Raw genomic sequence first — 21780 nt, 5'->3', positions numbered from 1 at the left:
AGTATTCGCTTACAGTTTGCCGTACGCTTTAAGGTAATCCACTTTCGCGATCGCGGCATTGTACAGCGCGTTGAAGTAATTATTCTGTGCTGTGAGCAGTTCATTTTCTGCGGTGCTCATTTCCAGACTGGATCCAACCCCTTCACGATATTTGATCTGTGTGGTATTGTATACTTCCTGTGCCAGCTGCATATTACTTTCCTGCGCTTCCAGTGTCAGGATATTATTCCTGAGATTGGAAGTCGATTGTGCCTGTTCCATATCAATGCCCAGCTTAGTATTCTCCAGACTGATCTCAGCTTTCTTTACCTGCAGGAATGCCTGATCTTCTTTACGTCTGCGCTGCAAACCGCCGAAAATAGTGAACGACAGGTTTACCCCATATCCGACATAACCATACCAGGTCTGACGGTCAAAATAGTTGAACACATCACTTGCGCGGCTCATACCGGCTGTACTGAAGAGGGACAGTGTAGGCAGTACCTGCATCTTATAACGTTTCAGATCATATTCATACGCCTTCCTTTGGTCCTGCAGTAACTGGTATTCGATGCGTTGTGAATAATCAAAGTGTTCAGATGCTACGGCAGATTTGATCTCTGTCGTTGTGAGCGTATCTGTGAGCGTGATAGGCTGCTGAATAGGCATGCCCATCTGATATTTCAATGCAGCAATACCTACTTCTGTTACATTACGGAGCTTTGTTTCTTCTGTGCGGAGATTGGTGAGCTGTACTACCAGCCTGTCTACATCCAGCTTTTCAGCAAGGCCGTTCTTATATATCTCCCTGGTTTCACTCAGCAGTTTATCCAGGTTGGTGATGTTATTGGTAAGGATGTCCAGGGCACGACGCGCGGAAAGTACATTATAATATGCCTTGTACACGTTCACCTTTACATCGATCTCGGATTTCTGTACGCTTTTAGCGGCCAGCTGTTCCAGTGTTTGGCGAGCCTGCAGGGCAACCAGTACGCTGGGATCGAACAACACCTGTTTCAGTGTTATTTCACCGATCACATTGAACTTCAGTCCGAATGAGAACGGCACCAGCGTGCCTTTTGGTACAGTGTCACTGAAGTTGGATGCATCGATCAGTTGTTTCTGTACAATAGGATTATGCTGGAAAGTTCCTGAACCAGCCAGGCTGGGAAGAGCCATGCCGCTTACTTCTTTATTCTTTGCCAGTTGGACGAGTTCATCCAGTTTGGCGGTACGCACAGTCGCCTGGTTGGCAAGCGCGTAATCAACTGCCTGTTTTACAGACAGCGGGACATTTTCCTGCAGAGGGGGTTTTGCCTGCTGCTGGGCCGTCCCATAGTGAAAGATCATCAGCAGCAGGAGCCCGGTCAAACTCACGTGCTTTTTGTCGAGTTGCATAAAGGTCATTGGTTTATTTCTGTAGTTGTAGTTTGTTCTCTTCTACGCGTTTATAGCCTTCAGGCGATACCAGGCCATACAGGAAATGTTCCAGCACAATGCACTGCACTTTACTCATATCATATTTCCCATAAGGAAATATGTCTGGCTGAAAACATAACATAGAGGTAGCCATGCGATACTGTGTCATAATTCCAATGTCGAAGTCTGACCGGTACAGCCCTTCACGCACACCTCTCTCAAGATTTTGTCTTACGGTTTTCTGCATATTGGTGTTCATATACTCCTGGAACACCTGGTAAGCTTTGGTATGAAACTTTTGAAGATCGAACAGGATAATCGGGTTCATGTTACGGAAGCTCTGGTCCATCATTTTCATGACCAGGAACAGTTCATCAATTGCATTTGAGGCCAGCTCCTGATTTTCAATACACTCTTTATCCATTCTGTTGAGGTAACGGCTAATGGCGTGTACCACCAGTTCATCCTTATCAGCAAAATGTGCATACAGGGTCTTTTTTGATACACCCATGCGCTGGGCGATATCATCCATGGTAATTGAGCGTGTTCCGAATTGACAGAACAGACTGAATGCAGTATCCAGAATACGTTCCTGTATTTCCATTTTGTGATTGTATGTGCGTTCTTGGTTTTGTCTTTAAGTCCTGATAATGGCGGCTAATTATTCCATTCTGGCTTCATAGTTTCCGGTGGTCTCCAACTGATTTGCGATGCTGGAACAAAACTATGGAAACTTTTTAAACCACAAAAGTTTCCAACGTAATTATTTTTAATATAGTTATCCAGTACAAGTCCCTTTATTCGATAAGGCATTGTTTTACAGGTTTGTACAGATCCACTCCAAAGGATAAAATAAACGATGTAACTTTGACGCCGTCAGATATTCAATTTCCTGGGGTTCCCGGATTATTCACGTATCTACATTTAAACAATATGTCTCCTAAAAAACGTTTTAGGCTTCTGGCGGCCCGCATATTACGGTATTTCTTCCAGGGCTTACTGATATTGGCCCCCATTGGCGTTACCGCGCTGACACTGTACTGGGTTTTTATTACCATCGATAATATCATTCCCAAAGACATCGTACCCTTGGAAACTCCGCTGAAATACCTTCGTTATAAGGGGGTAGGCTTTGTGTTGGTACTGGTATTGGTCGTTACGGTCGGCTATCTTAGCTCCTCCTTTATTGTAAGCCGTATTTTTTCATTGTTTGACCACCTGCTGGAAAGGACGCCATTCATTAAATATATATACACCTCTGTCAAGGATGTCTTTGATGCTTTTGTAGGCGAGAAAAAGAAATTTGACCATCCTGTATTGGTACAGATCTATGGTGTGGACGTCTGGGAAATGGGTTTCATTACCCAGGCAGATGTATCCAGCCTGGGCCTGGAGGGATATACGGCTGTATATGTACCTCATGCCTACGCCATTACGGGGAAGGTATTTATGGTGCCTGTCAGCAAGGTAAGGCCGCTGACAAATATCTCAGCAGGCGAGGCGATGAAGTTTGCTGTGAGTGGCGGTGTAACGAACATTGATGTGCACGAGAAAAAGGAAGCACACGCTTAATATCAATATTTTTATCTAATATTATAACGGAGCCACACAGGCTCCGTTTTTTGTTACCCAAATATTAAAAAACAATCATGCACCAAATCTGCTGGACGATCAGTCTGTTGACCATCCTTTCTCTGCCTGCTCATGGCTGGGGTTTCTTTGCACATCAGCGTATTAACCGGCTGGCGGTATTTACATTACCTCCGGATATGCTGGTATTCTACAAACCCAACCTGGAATACCTGGCCACACATGCCACAGATGCAGATAAAAGAAGATATATCATCCCGGAAGAAGGCCCGCGGCATTATATAGATATCGATCATTACGGGCAGGCACCTTTTCCTGAATTGCCCCACTCCTGGCAGGAGGCAGTATTGCGTTTCACAACTGATACACTCAACAGGTATGGTATCCTGCCATGGTATATTTCACAGATGATGTCCAGGCTGACAAAGGCTTTCCTGGACAATGATGCAGACAGGATCATCAAACTTAGTGCTGATATTGGCCATTATGTAGGCGATGCGCATGTACCACTGCATGCATGCTCTAATCACAACGGGCAACTGACAGGACAACAGGGCATCCACGGGTTGTGGGAATCCAGCATCCCCGAATTGATGGCAGATAGAACCTTTCGGTACTGGACAGGGAAGGCACATTATGTAAAAGATATCAGTGTCAACACCTGGCAAATTGTGCTTGAAAGCGCCATGGCAGCAGATACTGTGCTGCAGCTTGAAAAGATATTAAGCAACAGGTATACATCCGGCAGGAAATTTGCGTACGAGAAGCGCAATGGAAAACTTGTAAGAAACTACGCAACAGCTTATGTCAGGAGTTATCACTCCATGTTAGGGGATATGGTAGAACGCCGTATGAGGGACGCAATCAACACTACAGCCAGCTATTGGTATACCGCCTGGGTAAACGCAGGCATGCCAGCCTTAAACAAGCTTCAGCACTGCAAAGTAGCCGATGAGCCTATTGGCCGTATGGCAACGGATATGATTGGCCGACAGGAGGATTAAAAACCTGTCCCAATTAATTTCGATTTTAAAAAAATATAAATTATCTTTGTTAGTACTATCTTTTTAGCCTTATCCTACACGCGTTCAGCATCATAAGTGAAATGCCATACTTTTTTTTCCATTCCTCTGACAAAACCAAACAAAGTGGAACAAGCAAACAATTTATTTAACTTAGAACGACCTATGAAGGTGCACAATTTTAACGCAGGGCCTTCCATATTGCCGAATGAAGTGCTGTACAAGGCCAGTAAAGCTTTGATTGACTTTGAAGGTTCAGGGATGTCAATTTTAGAAATAGGGCATAGAACACCGCTGTTTCAGGCTGTACTGGATGAGGCAAGAGAGCTTGTAAAAGAGCTGATGCAACTCGATGACGACTTCGAGGTGCTTTATCTTCACGGGGGGGCGAGTACGCAGTTCATGCAGATACCCATGAACCTCCTTGAAAATGATAGTACGGCATCTTACATCGATACCGGTGTATGGAGCAATAAGGCAATCAAAGAAGCCAAATTATATGGCTTCGTGGATATAGCTGCCAGTTCTAAAGACAGCAGTTATAATCACATCCCCAAACAGTTTAATATTTCCCCGAAATCTTCGTATCTGCACATTACGACCAATAACACCATTTATGGTACGCAGTGGCACAAGATCCCGGAAACAACTGTTCCTCTCATAGCGGATATGAGTAGTGATATTCTGAGCCGTCCCATGGACTTTAATAAGTTCTCACTCATCTATGCAGGTGCGCAAAAGAACATGGGTGCTGCAGGTACTACACTCGTTGCTGTTCGTAAAAGCATATTAGGTAAGGTAAGTCGTAAGATCCCTACCATTCTGGATTACCGCAACCATATTGAGAACGGTTCAATGTTAAACACCCCTCCTGTATTTGCAATCTATATCTCCATGCTCACTCTCCGCTGGCTGAAAGACCAGGGTGGTGCAGTTGCTATGGAGAAACAAAATGAAAAGAAAGCAGCACTGCTCTATAACGAGATCGATCAGAACCCGCTGTTCCGTGGTACTGTACAGAAAGAAGACAGGAGCCGTATGAACGTATCGTTCATTATGGATAAACCTGAGCTGGAGGAAGAGTTCCTGAAATTCTGCAAGAAAGAAGATATAGTAGGCATCAAAGGACACCGCCTGGTAGGTGGCTTCCGCGCCTCTCTCTATAATGCACTGCCTTATGAAAGTGTGGAAGTACTGGTGGAAGCCATGAAGTACTTCAGCCTCAAAAAGGCATAGTAACTTAGTAGATAGTAATATCATATAAACAAAGGGTCCTGTTCAATACAGGGCCCTTTGTTTATTCTCCAAACTAAACACAGACAAGTACTTAGACGGGAAAAATTAATTAATTACTTTTGCGGCCTAACAATCTAATATCATGGCAATCATCAGACCGTTCAGAGGACTAAGACCTACTCCGGAACTTGCAGACAAAGTTGCTGCACGCCCTTACGATGTGCTTAGCGCAGCAGAGGCCAAAGCAGAAGCTGCCGGTAACCAGTACTCGTTTTACCATGTTTCCAAATCGGAAATTGACCTTCCGGAGGGTACCGATGTATACAGCCAGGCTGTATATGATAAAGCCGCAGAAAACCTGCAGAAATTTATCAAAGAAGGAACCCTTTTCCAGGATGATGCTCCCTGCTATTATATCTACCGTCTTATCATGCATGGTCGCACGCAGACAGGACTCGTATGTGCATCTTCCGTGTCTGATTATAACATGGGCATTATTAAGAAGCATGAATTTACGCGTCCTGACAAAGAACTGGACCGTATCAACAATATCAAGACCACCCGCGCGCAGACAGGAAATGTATTCCTGGCCTATAACGATGTTCCTGAAGTGAACGCCCTCATAGACCATTGGATACATGCTCATACACCGGCATACGACTTTACTGCTGCTGACGGCATCCAGCATACCGTTTGGGTAGTGAACGATCCTGCCGCTGTAAATGAGATCACTTCTCTGTTCTCCTCCAAAGTTCCTCACACCTATATTGCCGACGGCCATCACCGTGCTGCATCTGCTTCCCTGGTACAGAAGGAATTTGAAGAAAAGCAGAAGATCTCTATGGATGACCCTGCCAATTACTTCCTGACCACTATCTTCCCCGCCAGCCAGCTGGTTATACTGGATTATAACAGGCTGGTAAAAGACCTCAACGGGCTATCCAAAGAAGCACTGCTTTCCCGCCTGGAATATGACTTTACAGTAGAATCTATCGGTCACCTGCCACAACAGCCTGCCATGCTGCATGAATTCAGCATGTACCTGGAAAGCACCTGGTACCGCCTGGTAGCCAAAGAAGGTACCTACACTACAGATCCTATCGGTATCCTGGATGTGACCATCCTGTCCAATAATGTCCTGGATAAGATCCTGGGTATCAAAGACCAGCGTACCGACAAGCGTATCGACTTCGTAGGCGGTATCCGCGGTTTGCAGGAGCTGGTAAAAAGAGTGGATAGCGGTGAAATGAAGGTCGCTTTTGCCCTGTATCCGGTTACCATTCAGCAGTTGTTCGACATCGCCGACAGTGGCAACGTAATGCCTCCGAAAAGCACCTGGTTCGAACCTAAACTGCGTGATGGACTGATCTCCCAGATGATTTAAGTTTCTTTACCATACATTATAACGCCTGCCGGGAAGTCTCCATCTTCCTGGCAGGCGTTCCTGTTTCTAACCTTATCATAGCTTGAGGATAGTATAGAGGTTCGGTGGAGGCTATAGGACTCCGTCAGGAGTCCCAGTGTTTGTAGCCCGGGGTGATAACCCCGGGGAGACGGAAATGGATGCCCCTTCCCGGGGAACAAGCAGAGAATAAGCAGAGAAGACGTAGAGAAGAAACAAGGTATTCTCCCCTCCCTTCTGAATGTTTGGCACATTTTTTCTTTATTTTTACAGCAAACGTCTGACAGGCATGAATATGAGGGCATCTTTATTGAAAATGGGCTTATTTACGGCCATATTATTTTCATCTGTAATAAGTGCATCTGCCCAGAATGCACAGGAATTGTATACTACAGCGACTGGATTTATACGCGATGGCGACTATTCTAATGCTATTTTGGTCCTGAACCAGGCATTACAACAGGAACCGGATAATATTGAGTTCAAGAAACAACTCGGTTTTGCCTATTATCTCCAGGGAGATATGAACAAGGCGAAGAACATAATAGAGCCCTTGCTGAACAAGAAAGAAGCCGACGAACAAACTTTCCAGATAGCCGGGAATATTTATCAATCCAGGCAGGAATGGAAAACAGCTCAGAAGCTGTATGAAAAAGCATTACGTAAATTCCCGGAAAGCGGGGAGCTGTATAATGACAACGGACAATTGCTCATGTTCCTGAAGGTATTTGAAGGAGGTATGGGCAGTTACCTGAAGGGCATTGAAAAAGCCCCTAATTTCTCCAGTAACTACTATAATGCCATCAAGGCTTATACGTACATGAATAACCCGGTGTGGGTGATCATTTACGGGGAAATATTTGTGAACCTGGAAAGCTACACCGCCCGGACGGCAGAAGTAAGGACCCTTTTGCTGGATGCTTATAAATCTTTGTACAACGACCCTACCCTGTTGTCAAAGGCGATAGAAGACGAGAACGATCAGAAAAGCAGGAAGAAATCAGTTGCTGACTTCATCAACTCTTACAAAGCGTCCATGGGTAAACAAGCCAGTGTTGTAATGTCAGGAATAGATCCGGAAACGCTGATCATGCTGCGTACGCGTTTTCTCCTGGACTGGTACAACTTTGCCGGTGTAAAGTTCCCGTACGCACTGTTCGACTTTCAGCGCAGCCTGTTGAAACAGGGTATGTTTGAAGCTTATAATCAGTGGATCTTCGGCCCGGTAGCCAATCAGCCGGCCTACAGAGCCTGGACCACCATGCATAAAGCAGAATACGATACTTTTCTGCAATATCAACGCAATCACCCATTGAAGCTAAGACCGGACGAGTATTACAATGACAACAAGTTTTCATTGGTGAGGTGATTGGGCCAATAGCAGGTTAATCAATCCACAAATTCCACATATGTTTAACATCAAGCACCAAAACACAATTGAAAGCGCCGTAAAGGCGAATCATGAACGGGCATTCTATTCCCAGTACCCGGAACACCCCAAAGCCTATGGTGAAAATGCAGCAGAACAGGGCGAAGCCCGTTATAAAGACCTGCTGCAGAAACCTTATGGGCAATTGCTGCAAACAGGAGAAACTACCTGGGCAGGAGAAGAAGTGTCTCCCTTTACCCAGGAAGCCCTGGGCATTACTTATCCACTGTTCACGGCAGATGAACTGGTAAGCAGAGCAATAACAGCCGCCCCACAGTGGCGTAATACGCAGGTAGACGTACGGGCCGATATTCTGGTAGAAACCCTGGAAAATATTAAAGAGCGTTTCTTTGATATCGCTTATGCCACTATGCATACCACCGGTCAGAGTTTCATGATGAGTTTCCAGGCATCCGGACCGCATGCTAACGACAGGGCATTGGAGGCGATTGCCATGGGGTATCATGAAGGCAGCCGTTACCCCGCTTCCCTGATCTGGGAAAAACCTATGGGCAAAACATCCCTGCAACTGAAAAAGAATTTCCGGGCTATTCCGAAAGGCGTAGGACTGGTGATCGGGTGTTCCACTTTCCCGGTGTGGAACTCACTACCAGGCATATATGCCGACCTGGTAACCGGCAATCCCGTGATCGTAAAACCTCATCCCAAAGCCATCCTGCCAATTGCCATAGTGGTAAGCGCTATCCAGCAGGTTTTACAGGAAAAAGGCTTTAGTCCTAATCTCTGCCAGCTGGCGCCAGATATTGCTGCAGCTCCTATCACCAAGGCGCTGTGCGAACATCCTGGCATTCAGCTGATAGACTATACCGGCAGCAGCCAGTTCGGGAATTATGTGGAATCCCTGGCCCACAAGACCGTTTTCACGGAAAAGGCCGGAGTGAACTCAGTCATACTGGACAGTGTGGCAGATGTTGACGCTGTAATGCAGAACCTGGCATTTTCTGTATCTCTCTATTCGGGGCAAATGTGTACCGCTCCGCAGAACTTTTTCATCCCCGCACAGGGTATTAACACTGCTGGAGGAAAACTGTCCTTTGACGAAGTGGTACAGAGATTCAAAGATGCTGTTGTAAGCCTCGTAAACAACCCTAAAATGGGAGCAGGTACACTTGGTGCCTTACAGAATGAAAACACGCTGGAAAGGGCGCATAATGCCGGTAAACTGGGTGCAAAAGTGATCCTCGAAGGACAACCACTGATAAATGAAGAGTTTACCCATGCACGTGGGTACACACCTGCAATACTGGAAGTAAGCAGTGAAGACAGACCTATCTTCGAACAGGAATTATTTGGCCCGGTTTTATTGCTCATAAAAACGAAGGATACCAATGAATCTATTCAGCTGGCCCGGCAAATGGCGCAGCAGCATGGAGCTATTACCTGCGCGGCCTATACCACCAGTCCTGAGGTGAAAGAAAAGATAACTGAGGAGATGAATAGTGTATTTACACCAGTATCATTTAACTTTACCGGATTCATCTGGGTAAACCAACACGCTGCATTCTCTGATTTTCATGTGACAGGAGGTAATCCTGCGGGAAATGCGAGCTTCACTAACCCGGAATTCATACTGAGAAGATTTGTATGGGTAGGGAACCGGGAAGTGGCCGGTAGCTGATCGAATAATTTGTTTATGAAATATATACTTTCCATCATGCTGATCATTTTTGTGGCTGCCTGCGAACAGGCCCCCAAAGCTGATAAAGCAACTATTACAGAAGCTCATCCGGTAAAGGAGAGCGTAGGAAGCCCGTACCTGGTAGATACAGTTAACAGCGAGTTACAGTGGATCGGCACCAAACCTACCGGTAAACATGTCGGCCATTTTAAGATACAGGAAGGAAAGCTGTTGGTAAAAGACACCGCCATTACCGGTGGAAATATCATTATAAAAATGAATTCCCTCGAAAACATGGACCTGTCTAAAACAGATACCATTCTGCAGCGTAAGCTGGAAAACGAGCTGAAAGGCCCGCTGTTCTTTGATGTGACCAATTTCCCGGTAGCCACTTTCGAGATCACCAGTGTGTCGGATTTTTCTCCCTCTGTAGGGAATGAAGTATTAATGAAGAACGCAAATTATACGATACAGGGCAATCTGACTATCAAGAATATCACTAAAAATATCTCTTTCCCTGCCATCATCAGATTTGAAAAGGGTGAGATAACAGCCCTGGCCAACTTCAATATTGATCGGACCCTCTGGGGAATGACCTACAGGGCGGACAAGTCCATGCAGGATAAACTGATCAATTCTGTTGTGAACATCCAGTTCACACTGAAAGCGAAGAGATAAACGAAGTCGATATAAAAAGGAAAGCCGCGAAGAACTTCGCGGCTTTCCTTTTTATTATTTCTTCTTGTCTGCTTTGAACCTTCCATTGGGTTGAACAGACGTCAGTCCCGTCACATCCCCTTTCTCATTTACATTAAATTCTATCGTAAAGCCCTGCACATCTTTCAGGCTGAATTTATCTTTTTCTACAGGCACCAGTGTATAATCCGTTTGACCTGGCACATCCAGCATCAGCTGATCCTCTCCTTTGATATGAACGGTGGCTTCCATACCACCAAACAGATATATACCGATGTACTTCTGTAATGTTGCTTTATTAAGCGGGATTGGCTTCGCTATTCTGTTAAATATCACGGGCTCTTTCACATTCAGGTCTGCTTCAGCACTGGCGATATCGCCGTTGATATCTGTATTGAATTTTATTTTTGTGCCGCCTGCTGTACTATCGATCCCCGTTTCTTTATCTACGTTATATGTTTGAAAAATATCGTACGCTACGTGTTTAAGATGCTCTTTACTATCTGGCAGCAATGCGAATAATGAATCATTCTGGACGATCACTTCAAACTTGCCGAAAGCGTTATTGGCATAATTACCGGCATAATCCTTCAGATCTTTCCGGATCACATCAGCACCCTTTACCTTCGCTACAGCCGCTGTGTCATTCTTTTTATCCCCCTTGTTTTTAGCTCTCATCTCATTCAGCTGCTTCACTGCAGTATCGCTCCAGGCATAATATTTCACCCCTAATAATCTGTCTGAGAATATGTTTCTGAGAAGGTAGGGTACCGGGGAACCGCTTTGATTGCTCAGGATGATAATACCAATGCTGTCAGATGGATAAAAGCAGGTACTGGCTGTAAATCCATCTATGTTACCGCCATGTTCCACCTGGTAATGCCCATGATAAGTAGACAACATCCATCCCAGGCCATAACTGCCTCCATGGATATCAGGCATCTCTTTACCGGGCCTGCCACCGCCAATTGGCATCTGTGCACTGCTAGCTTCTGTCACATAAGCCGCAGGCAGTATCTGCTTCCCGTTTGATTTACCGCCATTGATCCAGGCTATTACCCATTTCGCCATATCGTTCACACAGCTGTTGATGCTACCAGCAGGACCTATAACGTTGATATTCTTATACGGCACCTTTTTAACTATACTGTCTTTTTCGACTTCATACCCCAGGGAGGCGTCTTCCACTTTAAAGCCCTGCAGGGAGGTGGTACTGTGGGACATCCCCAGACTATCAAAGATGCGTGTCTTAATATTATCCTCCCAGCTTTTACCGGTTAACTTTTCAGCCACTACTCCCTGTGCCATGAACATGAAATTGTTGTACTGCCACTTATATCGTAATGGCTCATTAGGCACCATATACCGGATGCGATACAAAAGGGAATCCCTGGTGGTCGCGCCGAAATAGTACCAGGATAGGTCATAGCGGGACAGGCCCGTACGATGGCTCATCATATCACGCAGTGTAACATGGGCGTTCAGATCATCGTTGTTAAATACAAGTTCGGGGAGATACTGACGTACCGGGGTTTCGAAATCCAGCTTACCTTCCTGCCTTAATATCCCGAGCAGGCCGGAAGTAAAGGCTTTGGTACAGGATCCGATGGCAAAAACGGTATTGGGGGTAACGGGCAGTTTTTTCTCATAATCCCGATAGCCGAAACCTTTGGCATAGATGATCTTATCTTTTTCTACGACGGCAATAGCCACACCAGCGGTATGCCAGTCCTGCAAGACCTTGTCCACGATCTTGTCTATACCGGCAAAACGTTGTTGCTGCAGTTTATCAGTAGATTGGGCACTGGCGGAAAGGGTGGCCAGCAAGAGGCTTAGATACAGGCTAACTTTTTTCATTGTGGGTGTTTAGTTAGCCTAAAATAACGAAAGATTATTTAAATCCGGAGTTCTTCATAACGTGGAAGTTAGTTGCTCAGGCAGAGACAGCCTTATCATCATAAATCAGATGTGAAAAATCACACAGTTTACCAAGCAGATTACATAGTTCCACGCCATGTTCAGTCAGTGCGTAGGTCACTTTGGGTGGCATGCCCGGGAACTGATGGCGGGTAATTAATCCGCTTTTTTCCAGGGTTTTCAGCCTGTCTGATAAAATATGATCGGTAATATAGGCCAGCTCTTCACGTATACCGGAAAAACGGTTATTACCTTCCTCTATACAAAAGAGGACGTCTGTAGTCCACCGTCTGCTCATAGTAAACAGCAGCTCATTCAGCGGACATTTGTTTTCCAGGTAGGACTGGTTCTGGAAGTTTGATGAATTCGTTTTTCTTTCAGCCATATACACACATTTTTTTATACGATTCCCTCAATTTACTGCGATTGTCTTAGAAGTCAAAGCGGTTTTGGATGGATGGCTGGACGCCTGGAAAACGCTTCATTCGTATCTTTACGCAAAATAGTATACCTGACAATAAAGCTGCCCTTATATCCTTGTTCCGGCGGGAATGGCAGGCAGGCATTATCTGTTCAGTAAAAATTGAATATGATCCGTTTGACATTAATTTTCATCGCTTTCCTGGTATCCCTTTTAGCCGTCTTTAGAGCGCCTACCTATCATTTATGGTTGCTGGCAATTGGTGTGGCTGAATTTGCCTGGGTATTTATCACTATCACCTTTGTATTGCTGGTAGCAGGGTTCATTTCCCAGAAATATCAGCTGGCAGGTACACTATTGGGAATCATCACCCTTTTTATACTCCTCTCCCCCATTTTCAGGGCCTATATCATGGCAAGAGCACTACCGGCGGCATTGGATACCGCCCTGGGAGAAAACGATCGTGATAGCAGCGCAACGCCATTCAGCCTCCTGACTATGCTGACGGACTATCCGCAGCAGCCGGTCCCTACGAAGACCCTCACTTACCGCAAGGACGATCTGCCTTCTTCCACACTGGATTTTTATCCCGCACAGCAGGCAGGCCTGCGCCCCTGTGTAGTCGTGATACATGGAGGCTCCTGGAGCAGTGGCGACAGCAAACAATTACCTGAACTGAATAATTACCTGGCGCAGGCAGGATACCATGTAGCATCTGTCAATTACAGGCTGGCGCCAGCCTATCTCTGTCCGACACCCATAGAGGATGTATACGCTGCCATGGACTACCTCCGCGAACACGCAGCAGCCCTTCACATAGATACCAGCAACTTTGTACTATTGGGCCGCTCCGCCGGAGCACAGATCGCACTGTTGGCGGCATACCGTCAAAAAGTACCAGGGCTAAAAGGTGTCATAGATTTCTACGGTCCAGCGGATATGGTATGGGGATATTCATTACCCGCCAATCCCCTGGTAATGGATTCGCGCAAAGTATTGGAGAACTACCTGGGAGGTACCTATAGCGCTGTTCCCGCCAATTATGCCGCCAGTTCGCCAATAGAATTTGCGGATAGACAAGCAATGCCTACACTCATTATACACGGGGAAAATGATCCCTTAGTTGCCTATGAGCACAGCATCAGGCTTAATAAGAAACTGACAGACAATGGTACCAAACATTACTTCCTTTCTCTCCCCTGGGCTACACATGGATTTGACTATAATCTGAAAGGGCCGGGAGGGCAACTGTCTACTTATGCAGTGGATAGGTTTCTGCGGAATATAACACAGTAACGTTCAGCTATTTGAAAAGTCCGGGGTAAGATCTCCGGACTTTTTTTGTTGCTTTTATGCAATTTGATAGTTTGCTGCATCCTATAGCTGTATTGATCACTGTTCCCTATCATCAAGAATATTGGTATGAAAACACAATCATCAGTTATCCTGTCAATTTCCCAGCCTTGTCATGAATCATGGAATGAAATGACACCTACAGATAAAGGCAGGTTTTGTCAAAGCTGTCAGAAGACAGTAACTGACTTCTCAACACTAACTGACGCGCAGCTTATTGAATTATTGAAGAATAAACAGGCAAGTGCATGTGGACGATTTACTGCCAGTCAGTTAAACAGAGTAGTTAATGCACCAGTTCCGATGAAGCACCGTAGACCTTTTATATCTATCGCAGCTATTGTTGCTGCACTGACCATTACAATACCGTCAGTGAAAGCTGCAACATCTCTGGATAAAGTAGAACAGACAACAGATAAAGAAGATAAACTGACAAAGGGCAACGTTGCCCATGAAGCGCCAACAGGTTTCATTTCAGGTGTAGTAAAAGGAGATGATGATAACTTACCCCTGTCGGGTGCAACTGTAAGAATAAAGGATACGAATATCGGTACAGTGACAGATCAATCCGGGCAATTCAAACTACGTATCCCCGATGATGCTAAGAAAAAAGTGATCATACTTGAGGTTAGATATTTGGGTTATGAAATAAAGACGGTTAAAGTTAATTTAAAGAAGTCTTTCCGTTCAATTAAGATATATCTCACCGTAGACACGTCTATGTTGGGTAAATATGGTATTCATTTCAATCCCAATGACAAAAAGGAACTCTCTCTGTGGGAGAAATTCAGTGGTGCTGTGAAAGGTATTTTCAGTTAATGGTCAAACTCAAATTTATACAACTGCTATGAACCAACAAGCTTCCTTCATCATATCTATTCCTACACCTTGCCATGAATCATGGAATGAAATGTCTCCTGTAGATAAAGGCAGATTCTGTCAAAGCTGTCAGAAGACAGTAACTGATTTTTCAGGCATGAGTGATCAGCAAATCATTTCATTGCTCAAAAACAGGCAAGGAGAGGTTTGTGGACGCTTTCACACAGAACAACTGAACAGAGAGCTTCGTCTGCCTGCTTACACTAAGAAGCATCCTTTTGCACCAGTGGCAGCAATGGTGGCAGCCTTGACTATCGCTATTCCATCGGTACAGGCGAAAAATAATGTAGAGAAAATACAGCTGGCATCTGACGGATTGAACGCTATACCTCAACAAACAGATACCTTGCCACATATAAGAGGTATTGTAATAGACAGCACAGATAAAGCGGCTCTTCCTGCAGCAACCATCCTATTGGAAGGACGAAAAATACATACCTATACAGACATTTACGGGCGGTTCGATTTACAACTTCCACAGAATTACAAGGAAAAAACAGTTAAGTTGAAAGTATTGTATATCGGTTATTTCACGAAGGAGTTTGTTATTCCACTAACCAATGGCATTAGCTATGCCGAATTCTCAATGCAAAGAGACACGCGCACAATGGAAGCAGTGATGGTTGGAGCAGTTACAACTATACAGGCACCTTCGACAACATCGAAACCTAATGCCTGGCAACGTTTTAAATATAAAGTGGGGCATCTTTTCCAATGACGCCCCACTCTATGTAATCTGTTCCTGGTAGTTATGATATCACTTACAGTGCGTCAGGCACAAAATTAAAATCCACTCCCTCCTTAAAAGTCACATACACCCTTCTCCACGGTTGATCATCGATCAGTTCCCACTTATGACCCGTGCCATAGGTATCCATGGCAATCAGTATATCCCCAGGTCTTAGGGTAAACTGTTCCCCCAGGTAAGTCTCAAACAACAAAGTCCCGGATAAGGTAATGACATATTGAGTGGTCGGTGCAGGATGCCAGTCGTAAGTAGAACGCGGGGCAGTTTCGTTAAACATGATGGAATCTGCTTCATTGACATCGCGATGTGCTACTGTCCCTACCGTAAAATGAGAATGTCCGTCTTCGCCTGTGTATAGTTTATATGCTCTGATCATAGTCCGTATGTCCTGTTTTCATGCACAAGATAGAACTGTTAAATCTAAAGTTTTGCTAAAATAGGAGCACCCTTTATGGATTTACACTGTCAAAACTGCGTTCTTACAGAAAGATGATTCCTATCACCCTCTTTTGACACATAATTGATTAAGTCAATATTTTATCTGACTAATAATCAAATAATAACAAAACAACGCAGCATCTTCATCAGCGTATAATTGACAATGTCAAACATGCATTTCTCGCCATTATGACATATTTAAAGCCAGCTTACGCTCGTATTTTTCCACCTGTGCGCAACTATTTATTGCAGTAGCATGTTAATCATAATGCACATGGTTTTACATTTACTTTGTGTCAGGAAGAGTATACAACAGATATCTTAACAAACAGTGCCCACATGTTAAATTTCGAATTCAGGAACCCAACGAAGATCTTATTTGGCAAAGGACAGATTGCCAATCTCCCAAAGGAAATCCCCGCTGGAGCAAAACTATTGATGCTTTATGGTGGTGGCAGTATTAAACAGAATGGTATTTATGATCAGGTAAAAGAGGCCTTACAGGGATTTACCGTACTGGAATTCAGCGGTATTCCGGCCAACCCCGAATACGAGGTATTACTGAAGGCTCTTAAAGTGATCAAGGATGAAAAGATCGACTTTATGCTGGCAGTCGGTGGAGGCTCCGTTATCGACGGCGTCAAATTCCTCTCCTCCGCCGCCCTTTATGAAGGCGACAACCCCTGGGATATCCTCTCCAAAAAAGTCGTTACCAAAAAGGGATTACCGTTTGGTACCGTGCTCACATTACCGGCTACAGGTTCAGAAATGAATTCCGGCGCGGTGATCAGCAGAAAGGAGACACAGGAGAAGTTCTCTATGGGCGGTCCCGGATTATTCCCGCAGTTCTCCGTCCTGGACCCTCAGGTGGTAGCTTCTATTCCAAAACGTCAGCTGGCTAATGGCATTACAGATGCTTTCACCCATGTACTGGAACAATATATGACCTACCCTGCCGGCGCCATGTTGCAGGACAGGATTGCAGAAAGTATTATGCAGACGCTCATAGAGGTTGCGCCCAGGGTCATAAAAGACCCATCCGATTATGAAGCAGCTGCCAATTTTATGTGGAGCTGCACCATGGCCCTCAATGGCCTGATACAGAAAGGTGTGCCTACCGATTGGGCCATACATGCTATGGGCCATGAACTGACCGCGATGTTTGGAATAGATCATGCCAGGACACTGGCCATTATTGCGCCCTCCCATTACCGCTACAACTTCAGCGGTAAAAAAGAGAAACTGGCCCAATATGCCGAACGTGTCTGGAATGTAACGGCTATGAGCCTCGAAGAACAGGCTACCGCCGGTATAAAGATGACAGAGGAATTCTTCCATTCCCTCGACATAGACACCAGACTGTCTGAGTATACCGGATCGTATGAAGGAACGGCTCAGATCATCTCCCGGAGATTCACAGAAAGAGGCTGGAATGGCCTGGGTGAAAGGAAGGCATTAACGCCAGATGATGTTGAGAAGATCGTAGAGATGAGTTATTGAGGAAAATAAAAACTCCGTCAGCGCTCCTTTTAAAAGGATGGCTGACGGAGTTAAAAATGTATAGCCCCGTATACTAGACCGCGACGCCGGTACCCTCCATCTTGTTCTGCAATTCTTTCACAGTCATATTATACAACACGCTGTGACGCCCATTCACACGCTGCACCAGGTGCACATGTGCAATGAAATGCTGTACGATCTGGATCTTATCGCTCGGCGTAACCACGAGCAATTGCAGGTGTAACTGTTTACAAAGCTCCATCAGGTAAGTTGCTTTCTCCTCATCCTGGTTACTGAAACTCTCATCCACCGCAATGAACCGCAGGCTACGCGCATTCTTTCCTTCCCGGGTGATACCAAACTGGTAAGCAATAGCACTACACAGGATGGTATATGTCAGCTGTGCTTTTTCACCACCCGACAACTGTCCCATCTGCCTGTATATCTTCTTGGATTCATTCGTTTCCCTGAAGCGTTCATCTGCCCAGAACTCAAACCAGTTACGGGCATCCAGCACGCGGTGGCGATATGCTTCACTCTCATCCAATGCAGCAATAAGTGGCATTACCTTTTCCCGGAAATGCTGTGCTTTCTCTTCAAAGCTGCTCTGCTGCCAGTTGGCCGCCTGTGGTAAAGCATCCAGCAAACGCCCCTTGAACTCCCTTGCTTCAGAACCGGAAGCGACCGGTCTTTTCACCAGCTGGATATAGGTATCCGGCAGGCGGTTGAAGTTGATACCACTCAGGGAATGGTTCAGCTTCTGGATCGTATTGGAGATATCACGCTCCCACTTCTCCATTTCCTCATTCAGTCCACCGATCTTATAAGTGATGGTAACGTTGATATAACTTTCGAAGTCCTTCTTGAATCCTGGCAGGTTATCGTTCGTCAGTTTATTCAGCCATTCGATATATTCTGTAGCATGCACTGCATCATCGGAGAAGGCCTGTACATCCGCTATCCAGTCCGGGAACTTCTGTATGACTTCGGCAGAAGGGCTCTTCAGACGATTGATACTTCTGTTCAGCATCACCTCTTCCTTATGACGGGCATCTTCTGACAGCTTGAGGTCCTGCTCCTTGTTCTCACGGAGAGATTTATAAATAGCAGCGATGTTCTCCAATGTCACGTTACCTAACAGGTGACTATGCTGCTGCTGGAAGTTCAGCAGTTCATCCTTATCAGCTTCTGTAATGTGCTGTAACAAGTGTTGCATCGCCTGTTGCTCTTCTTCCATATCGGCGATGTTCCGCTGTTCCAGTGCCTCATTTCTGATCAGCATTGCCTGTGCCTCCCCGTTATCTTCCTTCTGCCTTTCAATATCCAACAATTGTTGTTTCAATGCATCCAGTTCCTGGTTTTCATCTGTCAGTGAGCCTATCTGCTCCTGCGCTTTACGAATACTCTTCTGGATCTTAGCGACATTGATCTCGTCGAATCCTTTATGTTCTTTCAAACGTCCTATTGCATAGAACTGTTTCTGTAAACGGCCGGATCTTGACTTGCAGGTCTGCAGGATCTCGTTGGATGCAGTGATCGCTTCATTCAGCTTATTCCTTTTGGAGATCAGTGCATCTTTTTTACGCTCGTTGTTCCAACCCATTACATAACGGGAAGCATCATTACTGTTACTCCTGTCGTCTTTCTCGTGCCTGTCACGGTTCTTGATCAGTCCTTCCACAGTGATCGCCATATCGTGGCGTTGCAGCGCTTTCTCATCATTCACACACACATAGCTGAACTGCTGGATGATCTGTTGCTGTACCCAGGGACTCAATTTATGATCAGGATGGAAATCAAGTTTGTGATATACGGTATCATCTTCAGGATACAGCGTCAAAGCAGATTCCTTGATCTGATAATATATCAGGCGTGTACGCAGGTTGTTATTGTTTACATAAGAAGTTACCTTCTTGTAATGTTTCTCTGGCACCAACAGACGCAGCGAGAAAGAGTGCAGTAGTTTTTCGAGGGCAGGCTGCCATTCAATTTCCTCTGCCTTCACCTGTATCAGTTCCCCGGCAAACAGGATCTCGCTCACATCGATCTTCAGGTTGTTACAGATCTCTTTACGTAATGCAACCAGGTGGGAGGGGATGTTGTTGCGTGACTGATGCAGCATCTCTATCTCCTTTTCCAGGGTTTCTTTTTCACCCTCCGCACGTTCTTTCACCCTTTTGGCGCTATACTCATCTTCTTCATTGAGGCGCTGTTCTGTTTCCAGTTTCAGGGAAGTACGATGTACTTCCTTCAGTATCCGCTGATAGGTTGCTTCATCATTCAGGTCATTTTCCTTCAGGTGCAAAGTATCACACCAGGCGGAAAAGTCTTTCAGGTTCTCTTCTGTTTCCTCGCGTTTCCGCTCCAGGTCCTGGATCTCTTTTTCCAGTTGCTGCAGACGCTGTCCTGCTTTATTCTGTTCCAGGAGGTTCAGGGTAGTACGTTCCTGTTCCAGCAAGTCAGCCATGTTGATCTTCGCCTCTTCTATTTTCTTCCGGAGTGTCTGTACTTCCTGCCGGCGTTCCAGCAGTGCCTGTGTCAGCAGCTGATTCCGTGTAAAGCTGTTCCAGATCGTAGCAGTATTTAACTCCTGTCTCAGCTGGGTGATGGTAGTCTGATAGGAAGAGAAGTTCTCATAATGTTCCCTCACAGGCTCCAGCAGGCGGATCTGCTCTTCTGCTTTTTCTATATTACGCTGAGCGTCCAGCAAGGTAGTGAGGTGTTTCTTGAGATCCTGGAACTGTTCTTCCATATTGCGCGGCTCCAGCATATTGGTGCGGATGAAGTCATCCAGGTTCCCCAATACCTTGATACCCACTGTCTGGTTGAACAGCTGTAATGCCTGTATGCTTTGCATACCCAGGGCATCCACCATACGTTGTGCGTATTTGCTGGCAGCGTCGAACCATTCCACCTGCCTGCGACCGCCCCTGTTGTATAACTGGTCGATACGGCGTTTCCAGTTACCGCCCAGGTCAAAGGGGCTGAAATCATCAGCAATGTGCATAGCACGATGGGCCACACCGAAGATCTTACGCATATCTCCGTTCACAAAATATCTCACCTGGAAGAGCGTCACTGCCTGATCAGATTCATTTGCAAAGTTGGCCAGCAGGATGCTGTAGGCGTCTTCCTTGCTTTCTCTCAGGTAAAGAGTTTTGGTGATGCCAGTCGCTTCGTTATTGACCATGCCATATCCACCCAGTACATAGGAATCTTCTGTTCTGTCGCCCTTCTTCTCACTACCACTACTCTGGTTATAAAAACGGTATTTCTTTTCCGGTACCATCAGTGTCAGCAGGGCATCAATGAAAGTGGTCTTGCCACTACCATTGGCACCTGTCAGCAAACTGGTGTCACCATTAGGTTTGATACTATGTATATGTTCATCAAATGTACCCCAGTTGAATACTTCCATGTATTGCAAGCGGAATCCACTTTTATGATTATCAGTACTAAAAACGTCTAACTGCATTGTGCTAATAAAAGGTTTTTACAGGTATGTTATTCAGCAGGTACGGCATTTCCGGCATGCGCCATCAACTGCTGCTGAAAGTTTTCCAGTGCTTCACTGTCCACTTTTGCTTTGATGATCTTCCTGATCCTGAACTTCTGCTCGTCTATCATTTCATGGTTTTCCATTTTATGCAGGAAACCGCTTTCTTCTACTTTATCTATTAACCTGTCTATTTCTTTCAGGAATTTGATACGGCTGGCGCCTTCCTTAAAGAAGAGCTCTGCGTACTCTTTTATTTCCCGCCGTTTCTTGATGAGTTCACGGGATGCGGATTCACTGATCTCAAATTCAGCCATCATTTCCCTTAGCAATACCAGCATAATACTTTCTTCATAGCTGAAAGAACGTCTTTGTGTCCAGCTTACATATGCTTCATCATCTTCAGAAAGTGCATGTTTTACAAAAGCGTAGCCATCCTGTTCATCCAGTACGAGGAGCAATCCCAGTTGCTGCAGGAAACCGGTCAGTTCCACCTTGTATTGCAGCAATTTTTCCCAGGCACCTTTCTCTACGTATTCCACAGGGCCTTTCAGCAGTTTCACTACTACTGATGCATAAGGTAATATTTTAGATGTACTCATAATAGTCGGCGCTG

General features: G+C 45.4%; 18 protein-coding genes. 11 read left to right on the top strand and 7 right to left on the bottom strand.

The window, feature by feature from the left end:
- Positions 1-9 precede the first annotated feature (9 nt).
- Positions 10-1377 (bottom strand): TolC family protein, encoded by a 1368-nt coding sequence (locus CLV42_RS03395; protein WP_170117373.1) that lies wholly within the window; start codon positions 1375-1377, stop codon positions 10-12.
- Positions 1378-1390: 13 nt separating this feature from the next.
- Positions 1391-2002, bottom strand: a complete 612-nt coding sequence (locus CLV42_RS03390; RefSeq protein ID WP_106600470.1) for a TetR/AcrR family transcriptional regulator — start codon at positions 2000-2002, stop codon at positions 1391-1393.
- A gap of 329 nt (positions 2003-2331) precedes the next feature.
- Here CLV42_RS03390 and CLV42_RS03385 point away from each other — a divergent pair, with 329 nt between their 5' ends.
- The 7 genes from CLV42_RS03385 to CLV42_RS03355 all read left to right on the top strand — a co-directional run bounded on the left by CLV42_RS03385 (position 2332) and on the right by CLV42_RS03355 (position 10394).
- Positions 2332-2970, top strand: coding sequence for a DUF502 domain-containing protein (locus CLV42_RS03385; RefSeq protein WP_106600469.1), 639 nt, complete (start codon positions 2332-2334; stop codon positions 2968-2970).
- 77 nt (positions 2971-3047) lie between these two features.
- On the top strand, positions 3048-3992 hold the full coding sequence (locus CLV42_RS03380; RefSeq protein ID WP_106600468.1) for a zinc dependent phospholipase C family protein: 945 nt from the start codon (positions 3048-3050) through the stop codon (positions 3990-3992).
- A 183-nt stretch (positions 3993-4175) separates the two neighbouring features.
- Positions 4176-5246 (top strand): 3-phosphoserine/phosphohydroxythreonine transaminase, encoded by a 1071-nt coding sequence (serC, locus tag CLV42_RS03375; RefSeq protein WP_106600467.1) that lies wholly within the window; start codon positions 4176-4178, stop codon positions 5244-5246.
- A gap of 142 nt (positions 5247-5388) precedes the next feature.
- A complete protein-coding gene (locus CLV42_RS03370; protein ID WP_106600466.1) occupies positions 5389-6630 on the top strand; it encodes a DUF1015 domain-containing protein in 1242 nt (413 codons plus the stop codon).
- 307 nt (positions 6631-6937) lie between these two features.
- Complete coding sequence (locus CLV42_RS03365) at positions 6938-8017, top strand: tetratricopeptide repeat protein (RefSeq protein WP_170117372.1); 1080 nt, start codon at positions 6938-6940, stop codon at positions 8015-8017.
- A 40-nt stretch (positions 8018-8057) separates the two neighbouring features.
- Positions 8058-9716 carry a phenylacetic acid degradation protein PaaN gene (gene paaN / locus CLV42_RS03360; RefSeq protein ID WP_106600464.1) on the top strand — a complete coding sequence of 553 codons (1659 nt, stop codon included), beginning with the start codon at positions 8058-8060 and terminating at the stop codon, positions 9714-9716.
- Between the two features lie 15 nt (positions 9717-9731).
- Positions 9732-10394 carry a YceI family protein gene (locus tag CLV42_RS03355; RefSeq protein WP_106600463.1) on the top strand — a complete coding sequence of 221 codons (663 nt, stop codon included), beginning with the start codon at positions 9732-9734 and terminating at the stop codon, positions 10392-10394.
- Positions 10395-10448: 54 nt separating this feature from the next.
- Here the strand turns inward: CLV42_RS03355 and CLV42_RS03350 are convergent, their stop codons facing one another.
- Together CLV42_RS03350 and CLV42_RS03345 are read right to left on the bottom strand one after the other, a co-directional pair.
- Positions 10449-12269 carry a serine hydrolase gene (locus CLV42_RS03350; protein WP_106600462.1) on the bottom strand — a complete coding sequence of 607 codons (1821 nt, stop codon included), beginning with the start codon at positions 12267-12269 and terminating at the stop codon, positions 10449-10451.
- Positions 12270-12345: 76 nt separating this feature from the next.
- Positions 12346-12714 carry a winged helix-turn-helix transcriptional regulator gene (locus CLV42_RS03345; RefSeq protein WP_106600461.1) on the bottom strand — a complete coding sequence of 123 codons (369 nt, stop codon included), beginning with the start codon at positions 12712-12714 and terminating at the stop codon, positions 12346-12348.
- Positions 12715-12918: 204 nt separating this feature from the next.
- Here CLV42_RS03345 and CLV42_RS03340 point away from each other — a divergent pair, with 204 nt between their 5' ends.
- The 3 genes from CLV42_RS03340 to CLV42_RS03330 all read left to right on the top strand — a co-directional run bounded on the left by CLV42_RS03340 (position 12919) and on the right by CLV42_RS03330 (position 15700).
- Positions 12919-14046, top strand: a complete 1128-nt coding sequence (locus CLV42_RS03340) for an alpha/beta hydrolase (protein ID WP_106600460.1) — start codon at positions 12919-12921, stop codon at positions 14044-14046.
- A gap of 126 nt (positions 14047-14172) precedes the next feature.
- Complete coding sequence (locus tag CLV42_RS03335) at positions 14173-14922, top strand: carboxypeptidase-like regulatory domain-containing protein (protein WP_106600459.1); 750 nt, start codon at positions 14173-14175, stop codon at positions 14920-14922.
- Positions 14923-14950: 28 nt separating this feature from the next.
- The gene (locus CLV42_RS03330) at positions 14951-15700 is read left to right on the top strand and encodes a carboxypeptidase-like regulatory domain-containing protein (RefSeq protein ID WP_106600458.1); all 750 of its coding nucleotides are present in this window, start codon (positions 14951-14953) and stop codon (positions 15698-15700) included.
- Between the two features lie 43 nt (positions 15701-15743).
- Here CLV42_RS03330 and CLV42_RS03325 read toward each other — a convergent pair whose 3' ends face one another.
- The gene (locus CLV42_RS03325) at positions 15744-16106 is read right to left on the bottom strand and encodes a cupin domain-containing protein (RefSeq protein ID WP_106600457.1); all 363 of its coding nucleotides are present in this window, start codon (positions 16104-16106) and stop codon (positions 15744-15746) included.
- A 401-nt stretch (positions 16107-16507) separates the two neighbouring features.
- Here CLV42_RS03325 and CLV42_RS03320 point away from each other — a divergent pair, with 401 nt between their 5' ends.
- Positions 16508-17668, top strand: a complete 1161-nt coding sequence (locus tag CLV42_RS03320) for an iron-containing alcohol dehydrogenase (RefSeq protein WP_106600456.1) — start codon at positions 16508-16510, stop codon at positions 17666-17668.
- A 73-nt stretch (positions 17669-17741) separates the two neighbouring features.
- On the opposite strand, the gene CLV42_RS03315 is transcribed toward CLV42_RS03320, so the two are convergent.
- Together CLV42_RS03315 and CLV42_RS03310 are read right to left on the bottom strand one after the other, a co-directional pair.
- On the bottom strand, positions 17742-21143 hold the full coding sequence (locus tag CLV42_RS03315; protein ID WP_106600455.1) for an ATP-binding protein: 3402 nt from the start codon (positions 21141-21143) through the stop codon (positions 17742-17744).
- A 29-nt stretch (positions 21144-21172) separates the two neighbouring features.
- Positions 21173-21766 (bottom strand): DUF4194 domain-containing protein, encoded by a 594-nt coding sequence (locus CLV42_RS03310; RefSeq protein ID WP_106600454.1) that lies wholly within the window; start codon positions 21764-21766, stop codon positions 21173-21175.
- Positions 21767-21780 lie beyond the last annotated feature (14 nt).

Origin of the sequence: Chitinophaga ginsengisoli (genome assembly GCF_003014595.1) — a bacterium.
Taxonomy (GTDB): Bacteria; Bacteroidota; Bacteroidia; order Chitinophagales; family Chitinophagaceae; genus Chitinophaga; species Chitinophaga ginsengisoli.
This window is presented reverse-complemented; position numbering and strand designations above follow the sequence as displayed.

Coding starts and splice junctions, on each gene's coding strand:
- CLV42_RS03395 (WP_170117373.1), bottom strand. CDS start 1,377: ATGCAACTCGACAAAAAGCACGTGAGTTTGACCGGGCTCCTGCTGCTG.
- CLV42_RS03390 (WP_106600470.1), bottom strand. CDS start 2,002: ATGGAAATACAGGAACGTATTCTGGATACTGCATTCAGTCTGTTCTGT.
- CLV42_RS03385 (WP_106600469.1), top strand. CDS start 2,332: ATGTCTCCTAAAAAACGTTTTAGGCTTCTGGCGGCCCGCATATTACGG.
- CLV42_RS03380 (WP_106600468.1), top strand. CDS start 3,048: ATGCACCAAATCTGCTGGACGATCAGTCTGTTGACCATCCTTTCTCTG.
- serC (WP_106600467.1), top strand. CDS start 4,176: ATGAAGGTGCACAATTTTAACGCAGGGCCTTCCATATTGCCGAATGAA.
- CLV42_RS03370 (WP_106600466.1), top strand. CDS start 5,389: ATGGCAATCATCAGACCGTTCAGAGGACTAAGACCTACTCCGGAACTT.
- CLV42_RS03365 (WP_170117372.1), top strand. CDS start 6,938: ATGAATATGAGGGCATCTTTATTGAAAATGGGCTTATTTACGGCCATA.
- paaN (WP_106600464.1), top strand. CDS start 8,058: ATGTTTAACATCAAGCACCAAAACACAATTGAAAGCGCCGTAAAGGCG.
- CLV42_RS03355 (WP_106600463.1), top strand. CDS start 9,732: ATGAAATATATACTTTCCATCATGCTGATCATTTTTGTGGCTGCCTGC.
- CLV42_RS03350 (WP_106600462.1), bottom strand. CDS start 12,269: ATGAAAAAAGTTAGCCTGTATCTAAGCCTCTTGCTGGCCACCCTTTCC.
- CLV42_RS03345 (WP_106600461.1), bottom strand. CDS start 12,714: ATGGCTGAAAGAAAAACGAATTCATCAAACTTCCAGAACCAGTCCTAC.
- CLV42_RS03340 (WP_106600460.1), top strand. CDS start 12,919: ATGATCCGTTTGACATTAATTTTCATCGCTTTCCTGGTATCCCTTTTA.
- CLV42_RS03335 (WP_106600459.1), top strand. CDS start 14,173: ATGAAAACACAATCATCAGTTATCCTGTCAATTTCCCAGCCTTGTCAT.
- CLV42_RS03330 (WP_106600458.1), top strand. CDS start 14,951: ATGAACCAACAAGCTTCCTTCATCATATCTATTCCTACACCTTGCCAT.
- CLV42_RS03325 (WP_106600457.1), bottom strand. CDS start 16,106: ATGATCAGAGCATATAAACTATACACAGGCGAAGACGGACATTCTCAT.
- CLV42_RS03320 (WP_106600456.1), top strand. CDS start 16,508: ATGTTAAATTTCGAATTCAGGAACCCAACGAAGATCTTATTTGGCAAA.
- CLV42_RS03315 (WP_106600455.1), bottom strand. CDS start 21,143: ATGCAGTTAGACGTTTTTAGTACTGATAATCATAAAAGTGGATTCCGC.
- CLV42_RS03310 (WP_106600454.1), bottom strand. CDS start 21,766: ATGAGTACATCTAAAATATTACCTTATGCATCAGTAGTAGTGAAACTG.